Source organism: Chromobacterium sphagni (assembly GCF_001855575.1).
Classification (GTDB): Bacteria; Pseudomonadota; Gammaproteobacteria; order Burkholderiales; family Chromobacteriaceae; genus Chromobacterium; species Chromobacterium sphagni.
This window is the reverse complement of sequence record NZ_MKCS01000001.1, coordinates 3,245,654-3,270,296: the sequence shown is the minus strand read 5'-3', so window position 1 is coordinate 3,270,296 and position 24,643 is coordinate 3,245,654. Positions and strand designations below refer to the sequence as shown.

2 protein-coding genes are annotated in these 24,643 nt (G+C 68.5%); both read right to left on the bottom strand.

The window, feature by feature from the left end; all coding sequences use genetic code 11:
* Positions 1 to 14: 14 nt before the first annotated feature.
* Positions 15 to 10,481, bottom strand: coding sequence for an SDR family NAD(P)-dependent oxidoreductase (locus BI347_RS14890; RefSeq protein WP_071116212.1), 10,467 nt, complete (start codon positions 10,479 to 10,481; stop codon positions 15 to 17).
* Entirely contained in the window at positions 10,478 to 24,643 is a 14,166-nt protein-coding gene (locus BI347_RS23300) for an SDR family NAD(P)-dependent oxidoreductase (protein ID WP_071116211.1), read from the bottom strand. Before BI347_RS23300 ends, BI347_RS14890 begins: the two co-directional genes overlap by 4 nt.

The following is a 24,643-nucleotide window of genomic DNA, read 5'->3' as shown; positions in this document are numbered from 1 at the left end:
GGCCAAGCAGCGGCTCAGCTCTTGAGCCTCTCCAAAGTCTGCTCAAATGAAATGGCACCGCGCACCAGCTCTTCCGCAATCCGCTGGATCCGCTCGCCGCCGTCGACGCCGCCCGCCTCCTGCCCCGAGGCCTGCCGGGCCAGCGCGTCCGGATAGGCGGAGCACAGATGCGCCGACAATCGCGTGATGCTGGGGAAGTCGAATATCACCGTGGTTTTCAGCGACAGGGACAGCGCCGCGTTGATCCGGCGAACGAGATCGACGGCGACGATGGAGTCGACGCCAAGATCGGACAAGGCCAGGCCCGGATCAAGCTCGGCGTCGGACAGCTTCAGCGCCTCGGCCACCACCTCGGCCAGCGTGTGCTCGACATGGGAGCGCAGATCGCCGGCCGCGCGCGCCGGCCGCGCCGGCGCTTCCTGCGGGCGCTTCCGCGCCGGGGAGGCCGCCGGCCTGGCGGCGGCCTGGCGGGGCTGATATTGCCGCACCCGCCCATCGCTCTCGGCGACGATCACATGCTGCAACACCACCGAGGAGACGCTGTCGGACAGCCAATGCCGCTCGAAACCCTGCTCGGCCAGCGAGCGCGCCCACTGCTCGCGCGACAATGCCGGGCTGCCCTCTATCCTCACCTCCCGGTCCTCCGGCGCCCACCAGCCGTCCAGCAGACCGAAGGTCAGGGTGGTGAACGGCCGCTTGCCCGCTATTTCATTGAGGATCAGCAAGCCGTTCCGCTTCAGGCAGCGCTTGACGTTGCCCAGGGTGTTGCCGATGTTCCGGGTCGCGTGCAGGACATTGGCCGCGATGACGATGTCGAAACTGCCGCTGTCGACGCCCTGCTCGTCCGGCGCGCGTTCCGCGTCGAAAAGCTGCAGCTCCATATACGGCGCGATGCCGGAGAAACTGTCCCGCGCATGCAGCAAGAAGCTCTTGGAAAGATCGGTGTAGACGTATTCGACATGATCCTGATAACGGGCCAGCCGTTTGAAGACCCCCTCGCTGGTGCCTCCGGTCCCGGCGCCCACCTCCAGTATCCGGATCCGCGCATTCGCCTCGCCCGCCTCCAGCCGCGCCTGCACCAGGCTTTCCACCGCGTCCTCGACCAGGCTGTTCAGATAGTCCGCATGCGCGTTCTTCTTGTAGATGCCCTCCACCAAGGCCATGCTGGAGCCGGGGAAGAGCACCTCGGTCGCCAGCTTCTCGCCGCGCAGGACTTGCGGCAGCGATTGCAGGCAGGCGTCGGCCAGGGCGATGTGCGCCATCAATCCCGGATAGCGCGACAACACCTCGTCCCGCGACGGCAACGGGCCGGAGCGGCGCGACGCCGCGTCCGCCAGAATGCGCACGATCTCCTCGAACAGCGGCAGTTGCCGCTCGACCACGCCCAGCCGCCGCTGCAATGCCGGCGCCGGCGACTGGACATCGTCCAGCCCGGCGGCGCGCATGACCTGCACCAATTGCCGGAGCACATAGTCGTTCAGGCAGATGTCGGCCGCGTCGACTTGCTGGATTTGCTCGGCCAGCGCGCAGCTGCGCGTCCCGCCGCCGTCCAGCGCGGCGGCGATCCGCTCGAAATACGAGTCCTGCGTCCTGGGATAGACTTCGTCGCCGTGCGCCTGTATGCCCATTCTTTCGCGCGTGGCCGGGGCCAGTTTGATGGCCAGCACTTGCGGAATGGCGTGGGCGACGACCGCCTCCTGCATGCCCATGCCGTCGGCCGGCTCCAGCGAGCCTATGCCGAAGGACGCCATCCGGTTGCGGTAGACCTCGTTCGCCACCACCCCGACGCTGCCCCAATAGCCCCAGTTGATGCTGAACACCGGGAACGCGCAGGCGCGGCCCAGCGCCCGGGCATAGGCGTCCTTGAAGGTGCAGCCGGCAGCGTAGTTGCTCTGCCCCGCCGCCGCGAGGAAGGACTGCATCGACGAGTAAAAGCCCAGCCAATCCAGATCCTCGTTGATGAAGGCCTGCCCCAGCGCGGCACTGCCGGCCACCTTCGGGTCCAGCGACTCACGGAAACGCCCCTCGTCCATCGCGCCCAGACTCTGGTCGCGCAGCACGATGGCGGAATGCAGCACGCCGTTGATCCTGCCGTATCGCGCCTTGACGGTGTCACGGGCCCGCTCCAGCTGGGCCTGGCTGGTGATGTCGACCTGCAGATACTCGACGCTGCCGCCCGAGCCGGCGAAGCGGTCCAACTGCTCGCGGATGGCGTCGTTGACGGCGCTGCGGCCCAGCCACACCACCCTGGCGTCGTAGTGCCGCAGCAGATGCTCGGTGGCGACGCGGCCGATGCCGCCGGCGCCGCCGGCGATCACATAGACCCCGCCGGCGACAAAGGCTGGCGGCGAGCCGGCCGGCATCGCCAAAGGCGCGATTCGGTGCTCATAGCGGACGCCGCCGCGGTAAGCGACCGGGAAGCCGGTCGCACTGGCCGGCTCGCGGCCCAGCATTTCGGCGATCTTCCGCGCGCCCGCGTCGCCGTCCATATCGGCCCCGCCGATGTCGACATTGCGGATCCGCCACTGCGGGTACTCTTTCGCCAGCGACTGGGTCAATCCCGACAAGCCACTTCCCCAGACATTGATTTCCCGCTGCAAGGGCGGCTGCTCGCAATCCTGCGTCAGCACGAAAACATCGAGCGCCCGCTGGTCGTAGCCCTGCGCCAGCAGCGCCTTGATGCAGCGCAGCCAGGCGATAGTCGTGTATTCCTGATCATCGGCCACTTGTGCGCAGTCCAGTCCATAGGCGCGGCTTCCGGTCAGACCACCCAGGAAATACACCGCGTCGATGCGGCCGATCTCGGCGATGGCCTGCCCGATCGCGGCCGCATCGCCAACATCGACCGTCCACACGCCGTCCTCGCGCCGCCCGGCCCCGCTCGCCAGCCGAATCCTGGCCGAGCCGGCGCCGAACCGGGCCACGGCATCCTCCAGCCCGGCACCATTGTCGCGGTACAACAGCAGGCTGACGCCGGTCCCGCCACCAGCCGCGGCCTCAGCCCCGGCCAGATCGCTGCGCTGCCATCGACCGGCGTAGCTGAACGGATCGCCGGCGGTCCTGGCCGGACGCAGCACAAAATCGTCCAGAACAACCAGCAAGGCGCCCGAGTCGTCCATGACGGCAAGATCGAAACGCGCGTCGGCGCGCTTGCGCGCATGGACGAATACCCGGCCCTGCGGCTGCCGCAACACTTCGATCCGGCCGATGGAATATGGCAGCGCCAGACCGTCGCCGGCGCCCGCCGCGATGCCGCTGACGCATTGCAAAGCGGCATCGGCGATGCTGGGCGGCAGCTGGTAGCGGACCAGGTCAGCCTCGCAGCCGGCGGGCAGCACCACCAGCCCCATGCTCTCCTCGGCCGTACCCCACAGGCCGGCCAGGCCCTGGAAATAAGGGCCGTAGTCTATGCCCTTGCCGCGGTGCCACGCATAGAACTCGGCGCGGCCCGCCTCGCCCTCCCAGCGCAGCTCCAGCCGGTTCAGCGTCGCCTCGATGTCCACGGCGGGCGCCTGGCGCGGCGCCTCGTCCAGCGCCACCATGCCCTGAGCGTGGACTTGCCGGCCCGACTCGCCCGTGGTGGCGATTTCAAAGCGGATCGCGCCGTCGTGCCGCTCCAGCTGGGTGGCGACCGTCCGTTCGCCGTCGGCGACGAACAAGGGCTGCATCCAGACGATATCCTGCAACGCGATGTCATGTTCGGGGTACAGATGCCGCGCGGCCTCCAACGCCATTTCGATGTAGGCGACGCCGGGAAGAATGCTGCGCGCCTGGACCCGGTGATGGGACAACATGGGATCGGTGGCGCTCAGCTCGGTTTCAAACACCACCCGCGGCTTGTCGGTCAGGCTGGCGGCGGGCAGCACCCGCGTCAGCAGACCGCCGAACTCGCCGGCGGCGGCGTTGGCCGCGGGCACGCTCGGCCTCACCGAAACCCAGCATTTCTTCCGCTCGAACGGATAAGTCGGCAATCCCGCCATCCGGCGCCCCGACGGGCCGGGCAGCAGCGCCCAGTCTATCGCCAGCCCCTTGGTCCAGAACTGCGCCAGCTTGTCGTATCGCGCCGACTGTATCCAGCCGGCCACCACCGCGCGCCGGACATCCTCGTCGCTGAACACGTCCAGCGTGTCCTGGCTGGTGCGATCGTGGAAATAATCCAGCCCTGCCGGCTGCTCGGACAGGAAATCCCTCATTTGCTCGCGCAGCTCGGCCGGATTCGACGCCAGGAAGGCGACCCGGCAATCCATCGCTTCCCGCCCCGTCTGCAAGGTGTGGGCCAGATCGGCCAGCGTCGTCGGCGGCGACTTCTCCAGATAGTCCAGCATGTCGGCGACGTAGGCGTGCAAGCGGCTGTCGTTGCGGGCGGACAAGGGCAAGATCAGCCGGCGCTCGCCGGCGCCGGGCATCTCGCCCGGCGAGGGTTCGCCGATGTACTCCTGGATCAGGATGTGCGCGTTGGCGCCGCCGGCGCCGAAAGAGCTGACCCCGGCGACACGCGGCTGCGGCCGGCCGGCGATGACCGGCGCCGGCCATTCGGCCAGCTCGCGCTGCACGATAAACGGCGTGCCGGCGAAATCGATATAGGGATTGAGCTCGCTGGAATGCAGCGAGGGAACCAGCATGCGATGCTTCATCTGCAGCAGGACCTTGCATATCCCCGCGATCCCGGCCGCCGACTCGCAATGTCCGATATTGGATTTCGCCGAGCCTATCGCGCAATACTGCCTGTCCGGCGATTGCTGGCCGAAGGCCTTGCTCAAGCCGGCGATCTCGATCGGATCGCCAAGACTGGTGCCGGTGCCGTGGGCCTCGATATAACTGATCGCGCGCGGCTCGACGCCAGCTTGGCGGATGGCGAGCGCGATGGTGCCGGCCTGCGCCACCGGGCTGGGCACAGTATAGCCGCTGGCCTTGCCGCCGTGGCTCAGCGCGGCGCCCTTGACCACGCCGTAAATGAAATCGCCGTCGGCGACGGCCCGTTCCAGCGGCTTGAGCAGCACGGCACCGACGCCCTCGCCGGGTATATAGCCCTCGCCGCCCTTGCCAAAGCTTTCGCAACGGCCGCTGGTCGAGATGATCCGGGCCTGGCTCAGCACCGCGTATTTGTTCGGGTGGATGCTGGTATTGACGCCGCCCGCCAGCGCCAGCCCGCACTCGCCGTTGCGCAAGGCGTTGCAGGCCAGGTACAGCGCTGTCAACGACGAGGAGCACATGGTGTCCAGCGCGATGCTGGGGCCGTGGAAGTCGAAGAAATAGGACACCCGGTTGGCTACGCCGGCGATATTGCCGGCCAGGCCGAAGATCTGACCCTGCTCGTATTGCTGGAAGCCGTAAAGCTGGTACTCGGAGTACATCACCCCGACATAGACGCCGACTCTGGCTTCCGGCAGCAGGCCGCCGTCGCCGTCGGCCTGCAGAGAGGCCCGCGTATGGCCGGCGTCTTCCAGGGTCTCCCACGCCGTTTGCAGGAACAAGCGCTCCTGCGGATCCATCATTTCCGCCTCCAGCGGCGAAATCTTGAAGAACAGCGGATCGAACTCGTCGACGCCGTCGATGAAGCCGCCCCATTTGCTGTGTATCTTCCCGCTCTTGCCGGTATCGGCGTCGTAATAGCGGGCCATGTCCCAGCGGGCGGCCGGAATTTCACCGACGCAATCTATTCCCTGGCGCAGGTTTTCCCAGAACTCGGCGATATTCCTGGCCTGGGGAAAGCGACCGCTCATGCCTATGATCGCAATATCGAGCGGCCCGCCCGGCTGACGGACGCCGACCGACGCCGGCTCGGCCCGCACGGCAGGACGCGGCGCCGGCGAGGCGGCGGAGGCCGCCGCGGCGCCGGGCAGTAGGCGATGCAGCGCGGCGCCATGGGCGTCGACAAGATAGCCGGCCAGGCCGGCCAGCGTCCGGTATTCATAAAACAGGGTCTTGGGCAACGGGCCGAAGTCCTTTTCCAGCTCCCCGGTCAGCGCGAGCACATTGGCCGAATCGATGCCGAAGGCCTCGAGCGGCGCCTCTGGCTCCAGCCGCTGTTGCGGCAAGCGGAACACTTTGGACAATTGCCGTTGCAGATAGCGTATCGCCTCGGCCGTCGCCGGCGCGGCGGCGCTCACGGCCTCCGCCTGCGCGGCCATGGAGAATAGCGGCTTGCTGCCATCGCTGGCGCAGACGATCAACTGGCGCGGCGCCCTGCCGATCGCGTCCTCGAAGGCGCGCAGCCCATCCTGCGTCGACAGCGGCAGCATGCCGGTTTTCTCGCGCAGGCGCCGCTCGCCGGCCGCGTCTATCGTCATGCCGCCGTCGCGCCACAACGGCCAGTTGATCGACACAGTTTTGCCATGCGCCTCCCCTCGGCCGACGCCGGCGTCGCGCCAGGCCGCATAGGCGTCGAGAAAGGCGTTGGCGGCGGCGTAGTCCGCCTGGCCGACATTGCCCCAGACCGCCGACAGCGAGGAGAACAGGGCGAAGAAATCGAGCCGATGATGCCTGGTCGCCCGATCGATGATCTGGGTGCCGAACAGCTTGGCGGCGAAAACTTCGTCGGCCTGCCGCTCGGTCTTCTGCAACAACATGGCGTCGCGCACCACGCCCGCGCCATGGATGATGCCGGTCAGCGGGCCATGGCGCGCCTCCACCTCTCGGACCAGCCGCACCACGTCCTCCTCCACCGCCACATCGCATTGCAGATACTCGACGCGGGAGCCGGCGGCGGCCAGACGCTCCAGCTGCTCGCGTTCGGCGTCCGTGCAGGCGCGGCGGCCACTCAAGACGACGTTAACCTTGCCGAAGCCGGCGATATAAGCGGCGAATATCCTGCCCAGCCCCCCCAGACCGCCGGTAATCCAATAGTTGCCGCCCTGGCGGATCACCGAACCCGCCATCGGCTCGAAACCGGCTACCCGGTTGCTGCGAACTTCCCGCCGGCCGTCTTGCCGGTAATAGACCTCGACATCGTCGCCGCGCCCAAGCTCCTCGGCCAACAGCCGGCTGCCGCGCGCGGCATCCAGCCCGCCCTCGACCCAGATCAGCTGGATCCGCAGCCTGGGATATTCCAAGCCCGCCGACTTCAACAGGCCGGACAGCGGCGCATAGGGGGGATCGGACGGATGGCCGTCAATCAGCGCGACCATCCGCTGGCCATCGCCGACGCCGGCGGCCAGCCATTCGCGCACCCGCGACAAAGCCTGGCGGAAAAGTTCCGCCGCGGCCTCGGCCGCCGAATCGGCGGCCGGCGGCGGCAAGCGCCGCAGCGCAAGCGCCGGCAGCTCGGCCGCGATGCCGGCGGCAACGGACTCGGACACGCCGGCGGCGAGCACATACGCGCTCGCCCCGCCGCTGCCGGCCGCCGCCGCGTTCCGGGCAAGCGCCTTGCGCTCCCACGTCGCCGTCGCGTAAAACAGGGCCGCCTGCGGCGCCAGCGATTCGGCCGGCTCCGACGGCGCCGAGATGCGGTGGCGGTCGCGGGCAAATGGATACAGCGGCGCGGCAATGCGCAGGCCGCGTTCGCCGCCATCCAGGCTGCGCCAGTCTATGCGCGTGCCGTTCACCCAGGCTTGCGCGACGGCCAGCAGCGCCGGCCTGTCCGCGCCCGGCTTGCCGAAGGCGTCGGGCGCGCGGCCGGCAACGGGCGCCCGGCCCTTGAACATCCCAAGCGCCAGCCGACCGTCTTCGCAATAGGCCCTCAAGCCGCTCAGCAATTCTTGCTCGTCGTCCACCACCAGGGCGATGCGGTGCGCCATCTCGCTTCTGCCGGTCTGCAGCGTGAACGCCAGATTGCCCAGCGTATAGTCCTCGTCCCGTCCGGCCTGCAGATAGGCCAGCAGCGCCAAACAATACGCGTCCAGGGCGGAGTCGGTCTTCGCCGACAGGACCAGCAGCCGCGGCCGCGCCGCCTGGTCCGCGGCGAGGGCCCGCCGCCGCTGGCCGCGCACCACCATGAAAACATTGCTGCCGCCGATGCCGAAGGAATGGATGCCGGCCACCCGCTGTTCCAGCGGCCGCGCCCAGTCGACTGCCTCCATTGGAATCACGAATGGCGTCGCCTCTATCCTGAGGCCGGGGTTGACGACCTCCACATTGGCGCAGGGCGGAATCTGGCCGCGCCGGATGCTCAGCAACGCCTTGGTCAGCGAACAGATGCCGGACGCCGACTCCAGGTGGCCGAGATTGGCCTTGGAACCGAGGGCGCAGCGGCGCTCGCGGGCGCCGGAGCCGCTCAGCGCGCGCGACAGCGCCTGAATCTCGATCGGATCGCCTATTTGCGTTCCGGTGCCGTGCGTCTCGACATACAGGATGGCGTCGGTGGAGACGCCGGCGTTTTCCACCGCGCGCTCGATGACATCGACCAGCGCGTTCGGATTCGGGCTGTAGCGGCCGCTGCCGCGGCCCGAATGATTGGTGGCGCTGCCGGCGATGACGCCGTAGACGCGGTCGCCGTCCGCCAGCGCCGCCGACAGCGGCTTGAGCAACGCCATGCCCGCACCCTCTCCCGGCACATAGCCATTGGCGCCGGCGTCGAAAGTGCGCTCGCGGCCATCGGCGGACATCAGGCCCAGCCCGCCCAGCAACAGGTATTTGCTGCGATGCAGGCTGAGATTGACACCGCCGGCCAGCGCCATCGCGCACTCGCCGGTCAGCAAGGCGTTGCGTGCCAGGTGAAGCGCCAGCATTGAGCTGGCGCAGGCGGCCTCTACCGTCATGCTGGGGCCGCGCAGATCGAACTGGTAGGAAATCCGGTTGGCCAGCTCGTGGGCATAGCTGCCGGCGCTGGCGTAAGCGCCGGTCCGGTCCAGGTGCTCGGCCGCGACCCAGGTGTAATCGGCGTTCATCACGCCGGCGAACACGCCGGTGCGGGAGCCGCGCAGCGCCTCTGCCGGATAGCCGGCGTCCTCCATCGCGTGCCAGGCGATCTCCAGCAGCATTCTGAGCTGCGGATCCAAGCCTCCGGCCTCGGCCGGCGTGATCTGGAAAAACAGCGCGTCGAACGCGTCCACATCGTCGACGATGCCGCCATAGCCGGCCGGCGCGCCGCTGGCGGCCGATGCCGTTCCCTCGACGGCGAAGCGGCCCCAGTGGTCGGCCGGCATCTCCCTCGTGCACGACGCCCCGCTGCTGACCACCTCCCAGAACCGGTCCAGCGTGGAGGCCGACGGGTATCGGCCGGCCAGGCCAATCACGGCGATGTCCGCCGACTGCGGCGGCTGGACCGCGCCCCGGCTCTCCGGCGCGACCGCCGGCGCCGGCGCCATGCCGACAGCGTCGCGGGCGGCCAAACCCGCGGCGCCGGCGAAGTGTTCGCGCTCATGCAGGAACAGGTAATGGCTCAGGGCCCCAAGCGTCTGGTATTCGAACAATAGCGTCGGATAGAAATCATGGCCGCACCGCGCCTCCAGCTCGCGCACCAGAGCCAGCAGATGGGTGGAGTCCAGGCCGGCGTCGAAGAACAGCGTGTCCGTCTCCAACGGCGCCAGCTCGCCGATCCCCAGCGCCGACAAGCGCTCCTCGACGAAACGACGGACGTTGGCGGCGAAAACCGCCTCTTCGTCACCGGCCGCCGCGTCTCGCACCGCCTGCGGCGCCTCGGCCTCCGGCAAGACCAGCCGGCTGATGTCGCTGGTCTGGCGGACTCTCTTGTACGAAAGCCGCGCCAACTCCGCCAGCAGCGCGCCGGACTCGTCATAAATCCGCAGATCCGAGGTCGAAACCTCGCCGGACCACGCCTCGGCTCCACATCCCTGCTTGTCGCCGTGCCGGCTGTGCACATAGATGCGCGCCGGGAACGGCTGGTAGACGCGGACCCGCTGGATGGAGAACGGGATGTGCGGCCTGTCGTCGCGATAACCGGCATCCGCGCCGCCGCCCAGCTTGTACGAGCTTCCGGCGAAGGTGGCGCCGTCCAGAAAGGCCGGATGAGCGTGGAAACGCTGCCGGAACTGCTCGGCGAGCGCCCCCAGCGACAGGCACATCAACTCCTCGTCGCCGCGCTGATGGATCGTCCCGACCGTCTGCATGAAAGGCCCGTGGACCACGCCGACGTCACGGACCCCGCGATAAACCTCGTCGACGGACCAGCTGCCCCCGGCTTCCGCCAGAAAGCGCTGGACATCGAACCCGGCCTCGCCGCTCCCGATCCCGTCGACCAGGCGCACCACGCACTCCGCATTGCTGTCCACGCCCGGCGCCATCCGGCCATCGGGAAGCAGCCGGCGGCTGGAAATATCGACCCGCCACTCGCCCTCCGCCCTGCCCGAAAACGATACCAGCAACTTTCTGGCGAAGCGCTCCGAAGTCGCCACCGGCGCCTTGAACAGCACATTGGCCAGTTCGAAGCCGGAATGGCCGAGAAAATGGATTCCCAGCCGGTAGACAATGTCGATCAAGGTGACGCCCGGCAGAATGCCGACGCCGTAAACGCGATGGTCTCGCAGAATGTAATTACCGTCCTCAAACTCCAGTTCGAATGCCGCGTCCTTGCCGATAGTCATGAGAGATTCCTGAAGTTGGCTGGCTCATGCGTCGCGGCCGCATCGCGGCCATCGAGATCTGCGTACTGAACAGCGAAATACTTGCTCATCGCCCGCGCAGCCGGGCTTTCCGCGCCGCCGTCGATTGTCGCGGCGGAAGGCGCGTCGACCGCTCCGGCCGCCACCGGCAGCGCAGACCGGCCAGACGCCTTGTCGTCGCCGCTCCAGTAGCGCTTGCGCCGGTAGTTGACGCGCTCGCCGCGCGGTTCTATGCCGGCGAGACGATCGGGCGGCACGCCATGATCGCTTAGTATGACATGGGCATTGTGCCCACCCAAGCCGAATGCGCTGACACCGGCCCGATGGACGCCCGCCACGCCTTCCCACTGTTGCAATTGCGATACCGGGTACAGCGGCGACTGCTCGAAATCGAAACGGGGATTAGGCTTGTCGCAATGCAATGTCGGCGGCAACTGCCGGTGGACGATGGACAGCAGGACTTTAATCAGTCCCGCCGCGCCGGCGGCGCTCAGCAAATGGCCGTGGTTGCTTTTGACGCTGCCCACGCCGCACTTGGCCTGCCCCTGCCGGCCCTTGCCCAGCGCATTGGTCAGGCTGCGCAACTCGATCGGATCGCCGATAAGGGTGCCGGTGCCGTGCGCCTCCACATAGCTGATCGTCGACGCGTCCACCCCGGCGTTCGCAATCGCCTGCTCTATCAATTGCTGCTGCCGCTGTGGATTGGGCGTGGTGATGCCCATGGTGCTGCCGTCCGAATTGATCGCGGAGCCGTCGATCACGCCATAGATCTTGTCGCCGTCCTGCAGAGCGGCATCCAGCGGCTTCAGAATCAACGCGCCGCAGCCCTCGCCGATGCCGATGCCGTTGGCGCCTTCGTCGAAGGTCCGGCAACGGCCGTCGACGGAAAGGATTTTGGCGCTGCTCAGCAGCAGGAAGGGACCTTCGTCCAGCAGGATGTCCACCCCGCCGGCGATGGCCAGCTCGGACTCGCCCTGGCATATGCTCTGCGCGGCCAGGTGAACGGCGGTCAGCGCGCTGGCGCAAGCCGTATCGACGATGAGGTTCGGGCCGGAGAAGTTGTAGCAATGCGATAGATGGGCGGAAATGAAGTTTTGCCCGACGCCTATCACCGCCTTGCTGTCCAGCTGCCGCAACCTGCTGGCATAGTTGCTGACGCGTGAGCCACAAAAAACGCCGACCGGCAGGCCCCATACATCGTCCTTGACGTAACCTGCGTCCGCCAGCGCCTCCGCGCTCACCTCCAGCCATTGCCTGGCCAACGGGTCCACGCCGGCGGCCACGCTTTCCGGAATGCCGAAGTAGACGGGATCGAACCATTCGATATCCGGCAAAAAGCCTCCCCACTTGCTGACGCTCTTGCCGCCGTCGCCACCGGGGCCGCCGTAATACCGGGCCGTGTCCCAGCGCGAGGCCGGCACTTCCGCTATGCAATCGCGCCCTTCGCAGAGATTCCGCCAAAACTGGCCGATGTCCGGCGCGCCGGGAAAATGGCAGGCCATGCCGACGATCGCGACCTTGTCGCTTCGCTCCGGAGACGCCGGCGCGGCTATCGCCTGCCGGGTGGCCGCGAACACCCGTTCCAGCTCGCGGCCATGCGTGGCCGCCAGGTATTGGCTCAATCTTGCCACGCTGGGATTCTCCAGCACCGACGTCGGATCTATCCTGATGCCGGGGAGGCTGCGATCCATCTTCTGTATCATCTGGGCCAGCATGATCGAATCGACGCCATACTCGTCAAAAGTGCGCTCAGGCTCGATCTGGCCCAGCTCCACCTTGAGCTCCTCGCTGACCAGGCGCTTCAGCCAGGCGCCGACGATCTCGTCCAGGCCGGCCTCGGCCGGCTGCGAGACCGGCGCCGCTTGCGCCAACGTCGCGCGCGGCTCGGCACGCCGCAGCAGCCGGTCGGTGTCGAAAACGGCGGGGTCCACCAGCAGCGGCATCACCACCGGTTGCAAGCCGCGCGCCAGTATCTGGTCGAGAAAATCCAGCCCCTCGCTATCGCGGCAGGTCAGCAGACCAAGATTCCGGTACGCCGCGCTGTTCGCCGCCCCCATGCCGGTCTGCTCCCAGCTGGGCCATTGGATACTGACGCAATGCTCGACGCCGGGGCCGAACGACCCCGCCGCCGCGTAGTCCAGATAGGCATTGGCCATCGCGTACTCGCCCTGCCCGACCGACAAGCTCGGCAGCGCCGCCGCCACCGACGAGAACAGCAACACGAACTTGAGCCGCTGCTGGCCGAACACCTCGCGCAAGACCTCCACGCCGCGGATCTTGGGCGCAACGACCCGGTCGATCTGATCCGGCGACTTGCGGATGAAGGCCGGATTGCTGAAATCGACATGCCCGGCGGCGTGGATGATCCCGAATACCTCCCCCATCTCGCGCCGGACGGCCGCCAACTCCTGCCGCATGCCGTCCGGATCGGTCAGCGCGGCGGAAACGATGCGCACCTCGACGCCCAGCGCCTCCAGCGCCAGGATGTTCTCCAGCTTGCGCCTGAGCGCGTCGTCGCCAGACGCCGCGAGGCAAGCCTGCCACTGCGAACGTTCCGGCAGCGCCTGACGCCCCTGCAGAACCAGCTTCCTGACGCTGTGACGCTCCGCGAAATGCCTGGCGCACAACATGCCTATGCCGCGCGTGCCGCCGGTAATCCACAACACACCGCCCGCCGGGCAGGCCGGCGCCGCTCCGGTCGCGCCGTCCTCGTCCAGCCAGCGCATCTCGGCCCTATGGCGCACCCCGCCGCGATAGCACACCTCGCTTTCGCCGTCCGCCGCCGACAGCTCGCCGACGATCTGGGCGCATAGCGCGGACGCGTCGCCCGGCATGGCCAGATCGGTATCGATGTGCCGGGACGCCACCCGGCCATACTCGCTCTGCAGCATGCGGTACAGACCGGTGCGCCCGGCGCCGGCCAATGCCGCCGCGTCGTTGCCCAGCCGTTCCTGGCGGCAAGTCCATTGCGACAGGAACAGCGACTGGCCCAGTCCGGCTGGCGCGTGTTCGATCAGTTTCTGCAGCCAGACCAGCCAGTCTCCATCCCCGTCTCGATGAGCGGCATCCAGCGCGGTCAGATCGACGCAGCCGCCATAGCCGCTCCAGCGCGCCCGGTCCTGCGACGCCGACGCCAGCTGATCCGGCATCAGGACTTCGGCGCCGGGCAGCCGCTGCCGCAACAGGCGGACCAGCGGCTCCAGCCGCGGCGTCGCCAATATCGCGCAGCGCCGGCCGGCGAAAGGTTCCACTGCGGACGGCAGAGCCGGGGCCTGCACCCAGGCCTTGCCGACGAAGCCGCGCCGGCGGCCGCTTGCGATCCCGGCGGCGGCAGGCTGGCCGGCCGCCGCCGGAGCCGGGAAACGCACCCGCTCAAACGGATAGGTCGGCAGGGACACCCTGCCGGCCCCCCGCCCGGCCGGCCAGTCCACCGCCGCCCCGTCCACCCAGGCGCGCGCCGTCGCCGTCAATCCGTCGCCGGCCCCCCCCTCCGCGCCGAAAACGCCGCCGACGGCGTCCCCCGCCAAATAAGCCGCCAGGCCGCACGCCAGCTCGTCCAGGTCTTCGACTATCCAGGCGGCTCGGCAGGCCATCGCCTCCCGGCCGACCTGCAGGGTCCAGGCCAGGTCCGCCAGCTCGACGCCGCCCTGCCGGACGCATGCCGCCAGCCGGCCGGCCTGCTCGCGCAACTGCTCGGGCTTTCTCGCCGAAAGCGGCACGATCCTCCGCCCGCCTCCGCCGCCTTGCGGCCGGCTGGCGACATGTTCCTCCACTACCAGGTGGGCATTGGTTCCGCTGAAGCCGAAGGCGCTGACCGCCGCCATGCGCCTGCCGTCCGGCCCGGCCCGCCATTCGCGGGACCGGGTATCGACATGGAAGGGGCCGTCGGCGAAATCGATATGCCGGTTGGGCCTGGCGAAATTGACCGCGGGCGGAATGCGGCGGTGCTTGAGAGCCAGCAGCACCTTGATCAGCCCCAGCACGCCGGAGGCGGCCGTGGTATGCCCGATATTGGCCTTCAGCGAGCCCAATGCGCAGAAGCCCCGCTTGTCGGTGAAGCTTCTGAAGGCTTCGGACAGCGCGTGGATTTCCACCGGATCGCCCAGCTTGGTTCCGGTGCCGTGGGCCTCGACGTATTGCAGTTGCTCGGGTGAGATGCCCGCCTTGCGATAGACCTCGACCTCCAGCCGGCTCTGGGCCTGGAAACTGGGCGCGGTGATGCCCGAGGTCTTGCCGTCCTGATTGGTGCCGATGGCGCGGATGAGCCCGTAGATCCGCGCGCCTTCCGCCACCGCCCCGTCCAGCGGCATCAGCACCACAATGCCGACGCCGTCTCCGACCACGATGCCGTCCGCCTCGTCGTCGAATGGCCGGCAGCGGCCGGATGGCGAAAGCATGCCGGCATTGTGCATCATCAGGAAGGACGCCGGTTGCGAATAAAGGGTCACGCCGCCGGCGATGGCCATGTCTATGTCGCCGGTGCGCAGCCTTTCGCAGGCGAGTTCGATGGCGACGAGCGACGACGAGCACGCCGTGTTGACCGTCATCGCCGGACCGCTCAGATTCAGGTGGTAGGCGATCCGCGACGACAGAATGGCGCCATCGCTTCCCAGCATCGCGTGATGGGACAGGCTGCCGCTGCCGGCGCCCAGGCCCATCGAGCCGATGAAGGTGCCGACGCGCCGTCTCGCCAGCGCCGACGGATCATAGCCGGCATCCTCCAGCGCGGTGTAAATGCCCTCCAGGACCAGGCGCTGCGAGCTGTCCATCTGCTCCGCCTCGACTGGAGCGATATCGAAAAACAGCGAGTCGAAGCAATCCGCCTCCGCGATGAAGCCGCCGCGCAGCGAGGCCGGGTCCACCGCGTGCCCGGCAAAGACGCCGGACCATTCCGGACGCCGCTCCGCCATGCTTTCCACGCATTCGCGGCCGTTGACGATCAGGTCCCAGAACTCAGTCTGGTCGCTGGCGCCGGCACAACGGCAGGACAGGCCGACGACGGCAATGCCCTGCCGCTGCGGCGCCTGCGGCCTCGCCACAGGCTCCAGCGCCGCCTTGGCCGCAATCGACTTGCCGGCGAGGTGGCCGGCCAGCGACGGCAGATCGTGGTACTGGAACATGATGCTGGTCGGTTCGCGCAGATCGAACTCGGTGTTGATCGCCTCCAACAGACGCACCGCCATCAGCGAGTCCACCCCCATCGCCGCGAAGGAGCCGGCGGCCCGCAGCTCCGCCCGCGTCAGCTGCAAGGTCGCGCGGAAGATTTCTTCCAGCCGGTCCACAAGCTCGGCCTGGCCCGCCGCCGCCGGCGCTTCGACGGCGACGGCCGCCGCGCCCGCCGCATCGTTCAAGCCCGCCAGCGCCTCGGCGTACCGCGTCTTGTTCTTCATCTTCGCCGCATTGTGCGCCCGCAACTCGTCCAGCGGCCGGTTCAGCGGATCGCGGGTCAGCCGGAACAGGCAATAGCTGATCCATTTTTCCCGCAGCGAAATCGCCATATTGGCGAAATTGCGCGACGAGCGGCGCGCCGCCTCCGGGAAGTTCGCCACATTTTTCTCGACGTCCGGATCGAAGACATAATTGGCGATCTCGGGACTGAGATCGACCAGGTCGTCGAGCAGCAGGCCATTGTCGGCCAGCAGATCCAGCCATTCCGCCTCGGGAGAGATGGCGATATCGACATTGCTGTCGACAATCGAGCCGCGCAGATTGGCGATGAAGTCCATCAGCAGCACGCTGCCCGTCGGCGCCAGCGCGGCGCGGATATTGCGGAACAAAGAGACCTTGTCGGCGATGTGGCAGCTCACCTCGAAACCGATGATCAGCTCGTAGACGGCGGGGAAGCGGTCCCTGGAGCTGTCGGCGTGCATGACCCTGACCCGCTGCTGCAGACCTATGCCGCGAATCCGGCGATTCGCCAGCGCCTCCTGAGCCGGGGTAATCGTGAAACCGTCGGCCGTGACATGCGGATGGCGCTTCGCCAACTCGATGATGTCGGTGCCGCAGCCGCAGCCTATGTCCAGCGCCCGACGCACCGATTCGAAGCGCTCATGCCGGAAGATGACCCGCCTCATTTCGATCTGCTTCGCCAGAACCCGCCGGTATTCGTCGGCGTAAACGGCCGGCGCGCTGAGCACGCGGGTCATCGAAAAGCCGGGGATCTCCTCCTCGAACGGACAGAAGGTCAGATACTCCTCCCGGTAGTCATCCGATCGCAGCTGGGCGTCGAAAGTATAATATTCGGCGGCCTTGTCACCGGGCGCCGACGCCGGTCTCCGCTCGCCGGCCTCCGGGCCGGCCGCCACCCGCTCCTCCGGCAGCGAGCGCCGCCCGAACGGATAGGTCGGCAGCCCCGCCAACCGCCGCCGCCCCCCGCCGTCATCCGGCTCCGCCAGCTCGCCGCCCGCCACCCAGCGCGCCGCGCGTGCGCGCAAATCCTCGCCCTCACCAGCCGCCGCCCCGGGCCTACCCGTCGCGAACACGCCGCCGGCCGACAGATCCTCGTCCGCCCCCGCCGCCAGATACCGCGCCAGCGCCGCCGACGCCGCTTCACGGCTCGACGCCACCACCGCCAGCCGGCACGCCATCGCTTCCCGTCCGGTACGCAGCGCCCGCGCCACGTCTGCCAGACCGGACCCCGGTTCCCTTTGCAGATAGCCGCGCAATTTCTCCGCGTAGCGCCTGAGCACCGCCTCTTCCCGCGCCGACAGCACCAGCAGCGCTTCGCCATCCCGCTCCGCCGCCGCTTCCGGCTCCCCTTCGCCCAGCAGCACCAGCACATTGGTGCCGCTCATGCCGGTCGCGCCGACCAGCCCGTGCCGGCACCGCCCTTCCCAGGGTTGCGCCGCCGGCTCGATGCGCAGCGGACCGTTCGCCGCGTCGATATACGCGTTGGCCTGCCGGTAGTTGGCGGTCCCCGGCATCCGCCTGTGCTTCAGCGCCAGGCACATCCCGATCAGACTGACCACGCCGGAGGCCGCGAAGGTATGACCGATCAGCGGCTTGATCGAGCCCAGCACGCAATGGCCGCCCTGCAGCGCCTCGCCCAACGCCTGCGCTTCTATCGGGTCGCCCATCGGCGACCCCACGCTATGGCCCAGCACATAGCCCACCTGGCCGGCGTCTATGCCGCCCCGCCGCAACACGTCGACGATCAGCTGCCGTTGCGCCAGGCCGCTGGGCGCGGTGATGCCGTTGGTCCGGCCGTCGTAGTTCATCCCGCTCGCCCGAATCACCCCGTAGATCGCGTCACCGTCCCCCCGCGCCTGCGACTCCCGCTTCAACACCACCGCCGCCACCGCCTCACCCGGCACCAGACCGTTGGCCCGCTCGTCGAAGGCATAGCACTCCCCGTCGCTCGACAGCATCCCGCTCTGGCTCAGCGCCAGATAGGTCAGCGGCGAGTTCAGCACGTTCACCCCGCCAGCCAGCGCCATCCCGCATTCGCCCCGCAGCACGCTCTGGCACGCGCTGTGCACCGCCGCCAAACCCGACGAGCACGCCGTGTTCAACGCCAGATTCGGCCCCTTCAGATCCAGAACATACGAGATCCGCGCCGCCAGAATGCCGTTGTGGTGGCTGGTCGCCAGTCCTGACGCTTCCGGCTGCGCCGCGCTTTCCTCCACCCCGATGTACACCCCGCAGTCGCTGCCCCGCAGCCGCGCGCCGGTGTAGCCGGCGTCCTCGAACGCCCGCCACGCTTCTTGCAGCATCAGCCGCTGCCGCGGGTCCATCCATTGCGCTTCCCGCGGCGAGATCTCGAAGAACAGCGAGTCGAACGCGTCCAGCTCCGCCAGGAAGGCGCCCCGGTTGCTGGCGATGCGATTGTCCGCCGCCCCGGCTCCGCCGTAGTACGGCCGCCAGTCCCACCGCTCCGCCGGCACTTCCGCTATCTGCTTGCGCCCTTCCAGCAGCAGACGCCACAGCTCGTCCGCGTCTTCGGCGCCCGCCGTGCGCACCGATAGTCCGATGATGGCCACCCCGTCCCCCGCCTCCGCTGCAGCCGTCGCGACAGGCGCCGCCGGCTCGACCATCTCAACCGGCTCGACCCGCTCCTCCGCCACCGCGTAGCGCGCGCTCAGCGCCGCCCGCTGCGTCTCGGCCAAATGCTGGCTCAGCCGGGCCGGCGTGCTGTAGTTGAAGAACACGCTGGGCGCCACGTCGAAGCCGAAGTGCGCGCTCAACTGCCGGCTCAGCTGCGCCAGACCAATCGAGTCGAAGCCCAGGTCGGCGAAGTTGCTGTCGGCCCGCTGCCGCTCCAGCGGCAGTTTCAGAATCGCCGCGATCCGCCCCTGCACATCGGCCAGCACTTGCGGACCCAGCTCGCCCGCCGCCGGACGCGCCGCCTCGACGCCGTAGCGACGGTTCAGCATCGCACGCAGCCGCTGCGGCTCGCCGGCCAGCACCAGCCGCTGCCCCTGGCCTCCGTGCAACGCACGCTCCCACGCCTGCAGCCCTTCCGCCTGTTCCAGGTAGCGCTGCCCGCTGCTGCGCAGATAGTGTTCTATCGCTTCGCTGCCCACCGCCCCCATGCCGCCAGCCCGCCACAGCGGCCAGCACAGCGCCACCGTCCGACCCTGCCGCCGCCCCGCCGTCCGTTGCGCTTCGCGGTAGTCGGCGTAAGCCATCAGGAAGCGGTTGGCGCTGGCGTAGTCGCAGCCGCCGCCATCGCCCAGCGCCGCCGCCGACGAGGAGAAGTAGCAGACGAAGTCCAGCGCCAGACCGGCGCTGCTTTCGTCCAGCGCCCGCGTCCCGTCCAGCTTGGCCCGCAGCACCTCGGCGAAACCGTCGGCGTCCTGTTCCAGCAGCGAGCGAGTCGATTCCAGGCCGGCCGCGTGCACGATGCCGTGCACCCCGCCCCAGCGCCCGACCACGTCGGCGATCACCCGCTCGACCTGCTCGCGCTCGGCCACGTCGGCCTGGTAGTAGACCGCCTCGCTGGCCCCCTGCGCCCGCAGCCGCGCCAGCCGCGCTTCCATCCCGGCATCGGCCGGCCGCCGACCCAGCAGCGCGATCCGCCCCTGGCAGCGTTGCGCCAGGTGGCCGGCGAACAGCTCGCCCAGGCCGCCGCCGCCGCCGCTGATCAGATACACCCCGCGGCTGCGCAGCGGCGACAGCGCCGGCGCGGCTTCCGCCGCCAACGGCCGCCAAGCCAGCCGCTGGCGCTCGCCGCCCTGATAGCGCGTCACGCCCGGACGGCCCCACTCGGCGGCGATCTGCTCCACGCTCAAGCCGCCGGCGTCGCCGAACAGCACGCCCACGTCCAGTTGCGGCAGTGTCAGGCCCAACGAGCGTTCGAAGCCGATCTGCGACAGGTCGTGGCAGCTGCCCAGCGCTCCGGCCTCCAGCCTGCCGCTGAGCTGCAGATAGCGCAGCGGCAGGCTGGCGCCGACCGCGGCGCGCAGCACCGCGCGCAGCGCCGGCAGCCGCGGCTGGCCTTCCGCCCAGCGGTACAGCACGCCATAGCCGCCGGCGGCGGCGCCGTCGGCCTTCAGCAGCGCGAACAGCGCGTCGAAGGCGGCTTCATCGCAGCCGGCCGCCTGGTAGCGTTGCGGCCCCAGCCGGCGCGTCGCGTCGCCGCTGCGGATCTGCAGCAGCGGCCGCCGCAGCCGCTGCGCCAGCTGGGCGCTCTCGGCGTCGTCGTCGCAGAAGTGCAGCAGCGTCAATCGTTCGACGTCGACCGCCGGGCCGGCCGCGGCGGCCTGCCAATACTCTTCGCCCTCCAGTAGGGCGGCGGGCTGCGCCGGGGCCGGGGCCGGCGGCGTCGCCGCGGCCGCGCCCAGCTCGGGCAGCCAGTAGCGCTCGCGGGCGAACGGATAGGTGGGCAGGCTGATGCGCCGGGGCGGCCGCGCGCCGTACAGTCGCGACCAGTCTATTTCCAGCCCGGCGACCCACATCTCGGCCAGATTGCCGAACTTGCCCTTCTCCATCCAGCTGGCGACCAGCTCCCTGGCGCTTTCGTCGGCGTTCAGCAATCTGATGCTGTCGCGCTCTTCCCGGGTCTGGCCGATAAAGCAGTCCTCGACATCGTGACTGCCATCGACCAAGGAGCGCAGCTTGCGGCGGAGGTCTTCGACGCTTGCCGCCAGCAGGACCAGCCTGTACGCCATCGCGTCGCGCCCCAGTTGCAGCGTGTAGGCGATGTCGGCGAGCAGCGAGGGGCCGGGCCGCGCGCGCTTCGCTCCCTCGGCCCCGTCGCCGGCGACCGCGTCGAGAAAACCCAGCAGCTCGGCCGCGTAAGCCAGCAGGCGCTCCTCGCTTCTGGCCGAAAGCGGAATCAGGCGGATGGGCGCATCGGCCGCGCTCCGGCCGGCGTCCCGCTCCTCATCCAGGCATTCCCCGATGATGACGTGGGCGTTGGTCCCGCCGAAACCGAAGCTGCTGATGCCGGCGCGGCGCGGCACTGGCCGGCCGTCGGCCGTCTCCTGCCTGGTCCAGGCCTGGCGCTGCTTCAGCAGGTAGAACGGGCTGTCGGCCAGGTCGATATAAGGATTGGTCTCCTCGCAGTGCAGCGTCGGCGGCAACTCCCCATGCCGCATCGCGAGCAGCACCTTGCACAGGCCGGCCATGCCGGCCGCCACTTCGAGATGGCCGATATTGGTCTTGACGCTGCCCAGCCCGCAATGCGGCCCGGCCATGGTCCGCCCCTGCTGTGCGTACAGCGCCTGGAACGCTTTCTTGAGGCCGTTGATCTCGACCGGATCGCCCAGCGGGGTGCCGGTGCCGTGCGTCTCGATATAGCTGATGGTATCGATGTCGACGCCCGACCGCTGATAGGCCTCGATCAACAGCTCGGCCTGGGCCTGGGCATTGGGTGCGGTCAGCGACGCGGCGCGGCCGCCATGGTTGACGTTGGAACCCAGTATCAGGCCGTAGACGGTGTCGCCGTCCAGCCGGGCCTGGCGCAGCCGCTTCAGAAACAGCACGCCCACGCCCTCTCCGCGCGCATAGCCGTCGGCATCGCGCGAGAAAGTCTTGCAACGGCCCTGCTCGCTCAGCATGCCCGCCTTGCTGAAGCAGATATGCAGCTCCGGGCCGACTATCGCGTTGACGCCGCCGACAAAGGCCTGCTCGCAATGGCCGGCCTCGATCGCCTGTACCGCGCGGTGTACCGCCACCAGGGAGCTGGAGCACGCCGTTTCGACCGGCTCGCTCGGGCCTTTCAGGTTCAACAAGAAAGAGATGCGGTTAGGCGCCATCGACGGCACCGATCCGGTCGCGCTATAGCTTTCCATCGCCAGCGACGCCGGTTGCCGATAACCGCCGGGGCCGATGGCGAGGAACATCCCCGTGCGGGTGCCCGACAATGCCTTCGAGGAATAACCGGCATCCTCCATCGCCGACCACACATGTTCCATCAGCAGGCGGTGCTGCGGATCCATCAGCTCCGCCTCTTTCGGCGAGATGCCGAAGAACAGGGGATCGAACGCGGCGATATCGTCGATGAAGCCTCCCCACTTCACCGTTGTCTTGTTGACCTCGGTGTGCGGGTCGCCGTAAACGGCGCGCCAATCCCACCGGTCCTCCGGGATCAGTTCGATGCAATCCCGGCCATCCAGCAGATTGCGCCAGAACGCATCAACGTCCCGCGCCTGCGGGAAGCGCGCGCTGATGCCGACGATGGCGATGCCGGCCGACGCCTCCGGCTTCTCGGGCGCGCGTTCCGGCATCGACGGCGCTCTTGCGGACGGCGCCTCGGGCCGCGACGCCGGCGCTTCGGCTGCCGGCTGGAGCTTGGCCGATAGCGCGCCCAGATGGTCTTCGAGCAAAAAGGCCTTCAGCGCCAGTAGTGACGGATATTCGTAAAAAATCGTCGGCAACAGTTCGACGCCAAGCTCGACGCTCAGCAGATTGCTCAGCTCCGTCAGACTGATGGAGTCGAAGCCATAGGTGCTCAGCTCCTGATCCAGCTCGATCTCCGACTCGCGTATCTTCAACACCCGGCCGACGCTTTGCGCCAGCACCCTGCCGACCCGCGCATCCCACTCCGCCGCCCCCGTCGCCTGCCCAACCTGCGGACGCCCCGCCGGCGAGTGCTCCGAGCCGGCATTGCTGAGCACCTGGCCGCGAATGCGCTGCGCGTCGCCCGACAACACCGCCACCTGATCCAGCCCGGCCGTCATCGCCCTCTCCAGGCCGTCCAGTCCGGACTGACGCTCCAGCAAACCGAAGCCATAGGCGCGCTGCGCCAGCTGTTCGCTTTGCGCATCGACCCGCATGCCCCCTTCCCGCCACAGCGGCCAATTGATCGAAACCGTCTTGCCGAACCGCCGCCCTTGCTCGAGCAAACGGTTGCGGTGGGCGGCGAAGGCATCCAAAAAGGCGTTGGCGCCGGCGTAATCGGCTTGCCCGGCATTGCCCCAGATCGCCGATATCGAGGAGAACAGCAACAGAAAGTCCAGACGCTCGTCTCGGGTGGCCTCGTCTATCGCTAGCAGGCCGGCCACCTTGGCGGCAAACACTTCCCTCACCTGCTCCGGCGTCTTGTTGACGAGGTAGCCGTCCCTGACCACGCCGGCGCAATGAATGATCCCGCTCAGTTCGCCGTGGCGCGCCTTGATGGCGTCCAGGCAAGCCCGCAGCGCCGTCTTGTCGCCGACGTCGGCGCGGAAGTAATCGACGGCGGTCCCGGCAGCGCGCAGCCTGTCCAGCCAGAGGCGGTGTTCCTCGCTGGGCTCCGAGCGGCCGCTCAGCACCAGCCGGACGTTCGCGGTGGCGGCGATATATTCGGCGAGGATGCGCCCCAATCCACCCAGGCCGCCGCTGATCCAATACACGCCGCCGGCGCGGAAAACGCCGGGTCCCGGCTCGGGCAGACTGGTTTCGACGAAACGCCTGACCGCGCGGCGGCCTTCGGCATCGTAGCGGACCTCGACCTCGTCGAAGGACGCTTGCAACTCGACATTCAGCAGCCTGGCCCGCTCCTGCGCCGGCAAACCCGCCGGCGCGAACAACAGCTTGGTCTGCAAGCCGCGATGCTCCAGCCTCAGCGTTTTCAGCAGCCCGGCCAGCGCCGCGTACGGATAAGCCTCGTCGCCGGATGGGACCAGGGCCACGATCCGCCCCTGCGGCGGCTGCCCGGAGGACAATAAAGGCCTGACCCCGTCCAGCGCCTGGACCAACAAGGACGCGACGCGCTCCCCGCTCAGGTGCCGCTGGGCGTCGAACACGCCATCCAGCCGGACCAGGTCAACATGCTCCGGCAGCAAGCCGGCGAAGTCCCCGTTCTGCCCCACCACCATCGCCAGGCTCTTGGCTCCCCCCTCCTGCGCGACGGCGGGCCGATCCTCCCACACGCAGGTGCCGAACAGCGATTCGGCCTGGGCGCCGCGATCGGCGCGCCGACTGGAAAACTCCCGGATCGACACGCGGACCTCGCCGCAGCGGTCCGCGATGTCGATATCGAATTTCAACACGCCATCGCGGCTGGCGCCGGGGCTCCAGCGCGCGTGGACATAACCGGCAAGCGGCGTATCGCCATACAGCAGCACTTCTTTCACGGCAAAGGGCAGGTAAACATCCTGACTGCGCGCCGCCGACCGCACATCCTGCAGCAACAGTCCCACCGTCGACTGCAGCGCGCTGTCCACGATGCCCGGATGCAGGCCGAACAGCTCGGCGCCCTCCCGCTCGCCGGCGGCCAAGTTGAACGTCGCGACCACCTCGTCCTCGCCCCGCCCCAGCATCTCTATGCAACGGAAACTGTCGCCATAGCGCATGCCCTGGCGGTCGAAAAACGCATACAGTTCGGCGCCGGTCCAGGTCTGGCCGCAGCGCGCCATCAGCGCGCCTGTCTGCAGCGGAGACGGCGCGGCGCGGCGCTCGCCCTCCGCCGCCGCGACGATATCGCCCTGGCAATGAAGGCACTCTCCCTGCTCGCCGCCATGCACGCTGAAATGAAACTTCTGGCCGCTCCCCGCCAGCGCGATGCGGATCGGGTACGGTTGATTGCCGACAATGGCGGGCGCGCGCCACACCACATTCCGCAGCCCCGCCACTTGCGGAAACTCGCTATTGAGCGCTGCCGCCCTGGCCATTTCCAGATAGGCCGATCCCGGCAACACCGCGTCGCCGAGAACGCGGTGATCTCTCAGAAAAAAATCCTGCTCACTCAACACGGTTTGGAAGGTGTGATTCGTTTCCAT

What these genes read in the sequence shown, in the direction of transcription:
- BI347_RS14890 (WP_071116212.1), bottom strand. Translation starts at nt 10,481, where the DNA reads ATGACTATCGGCAAGGACGCGGCATTCGAACTGGAGTTTGAGGACGGT.
- BI347_RS23300 (WP_071116211.1), bottom strand. Translation starts at nt 24,643, where the DNA reads ATGGAAACGAATCACACCTTCCAAACCGTGTTGAGTGAGCAGGATTTT.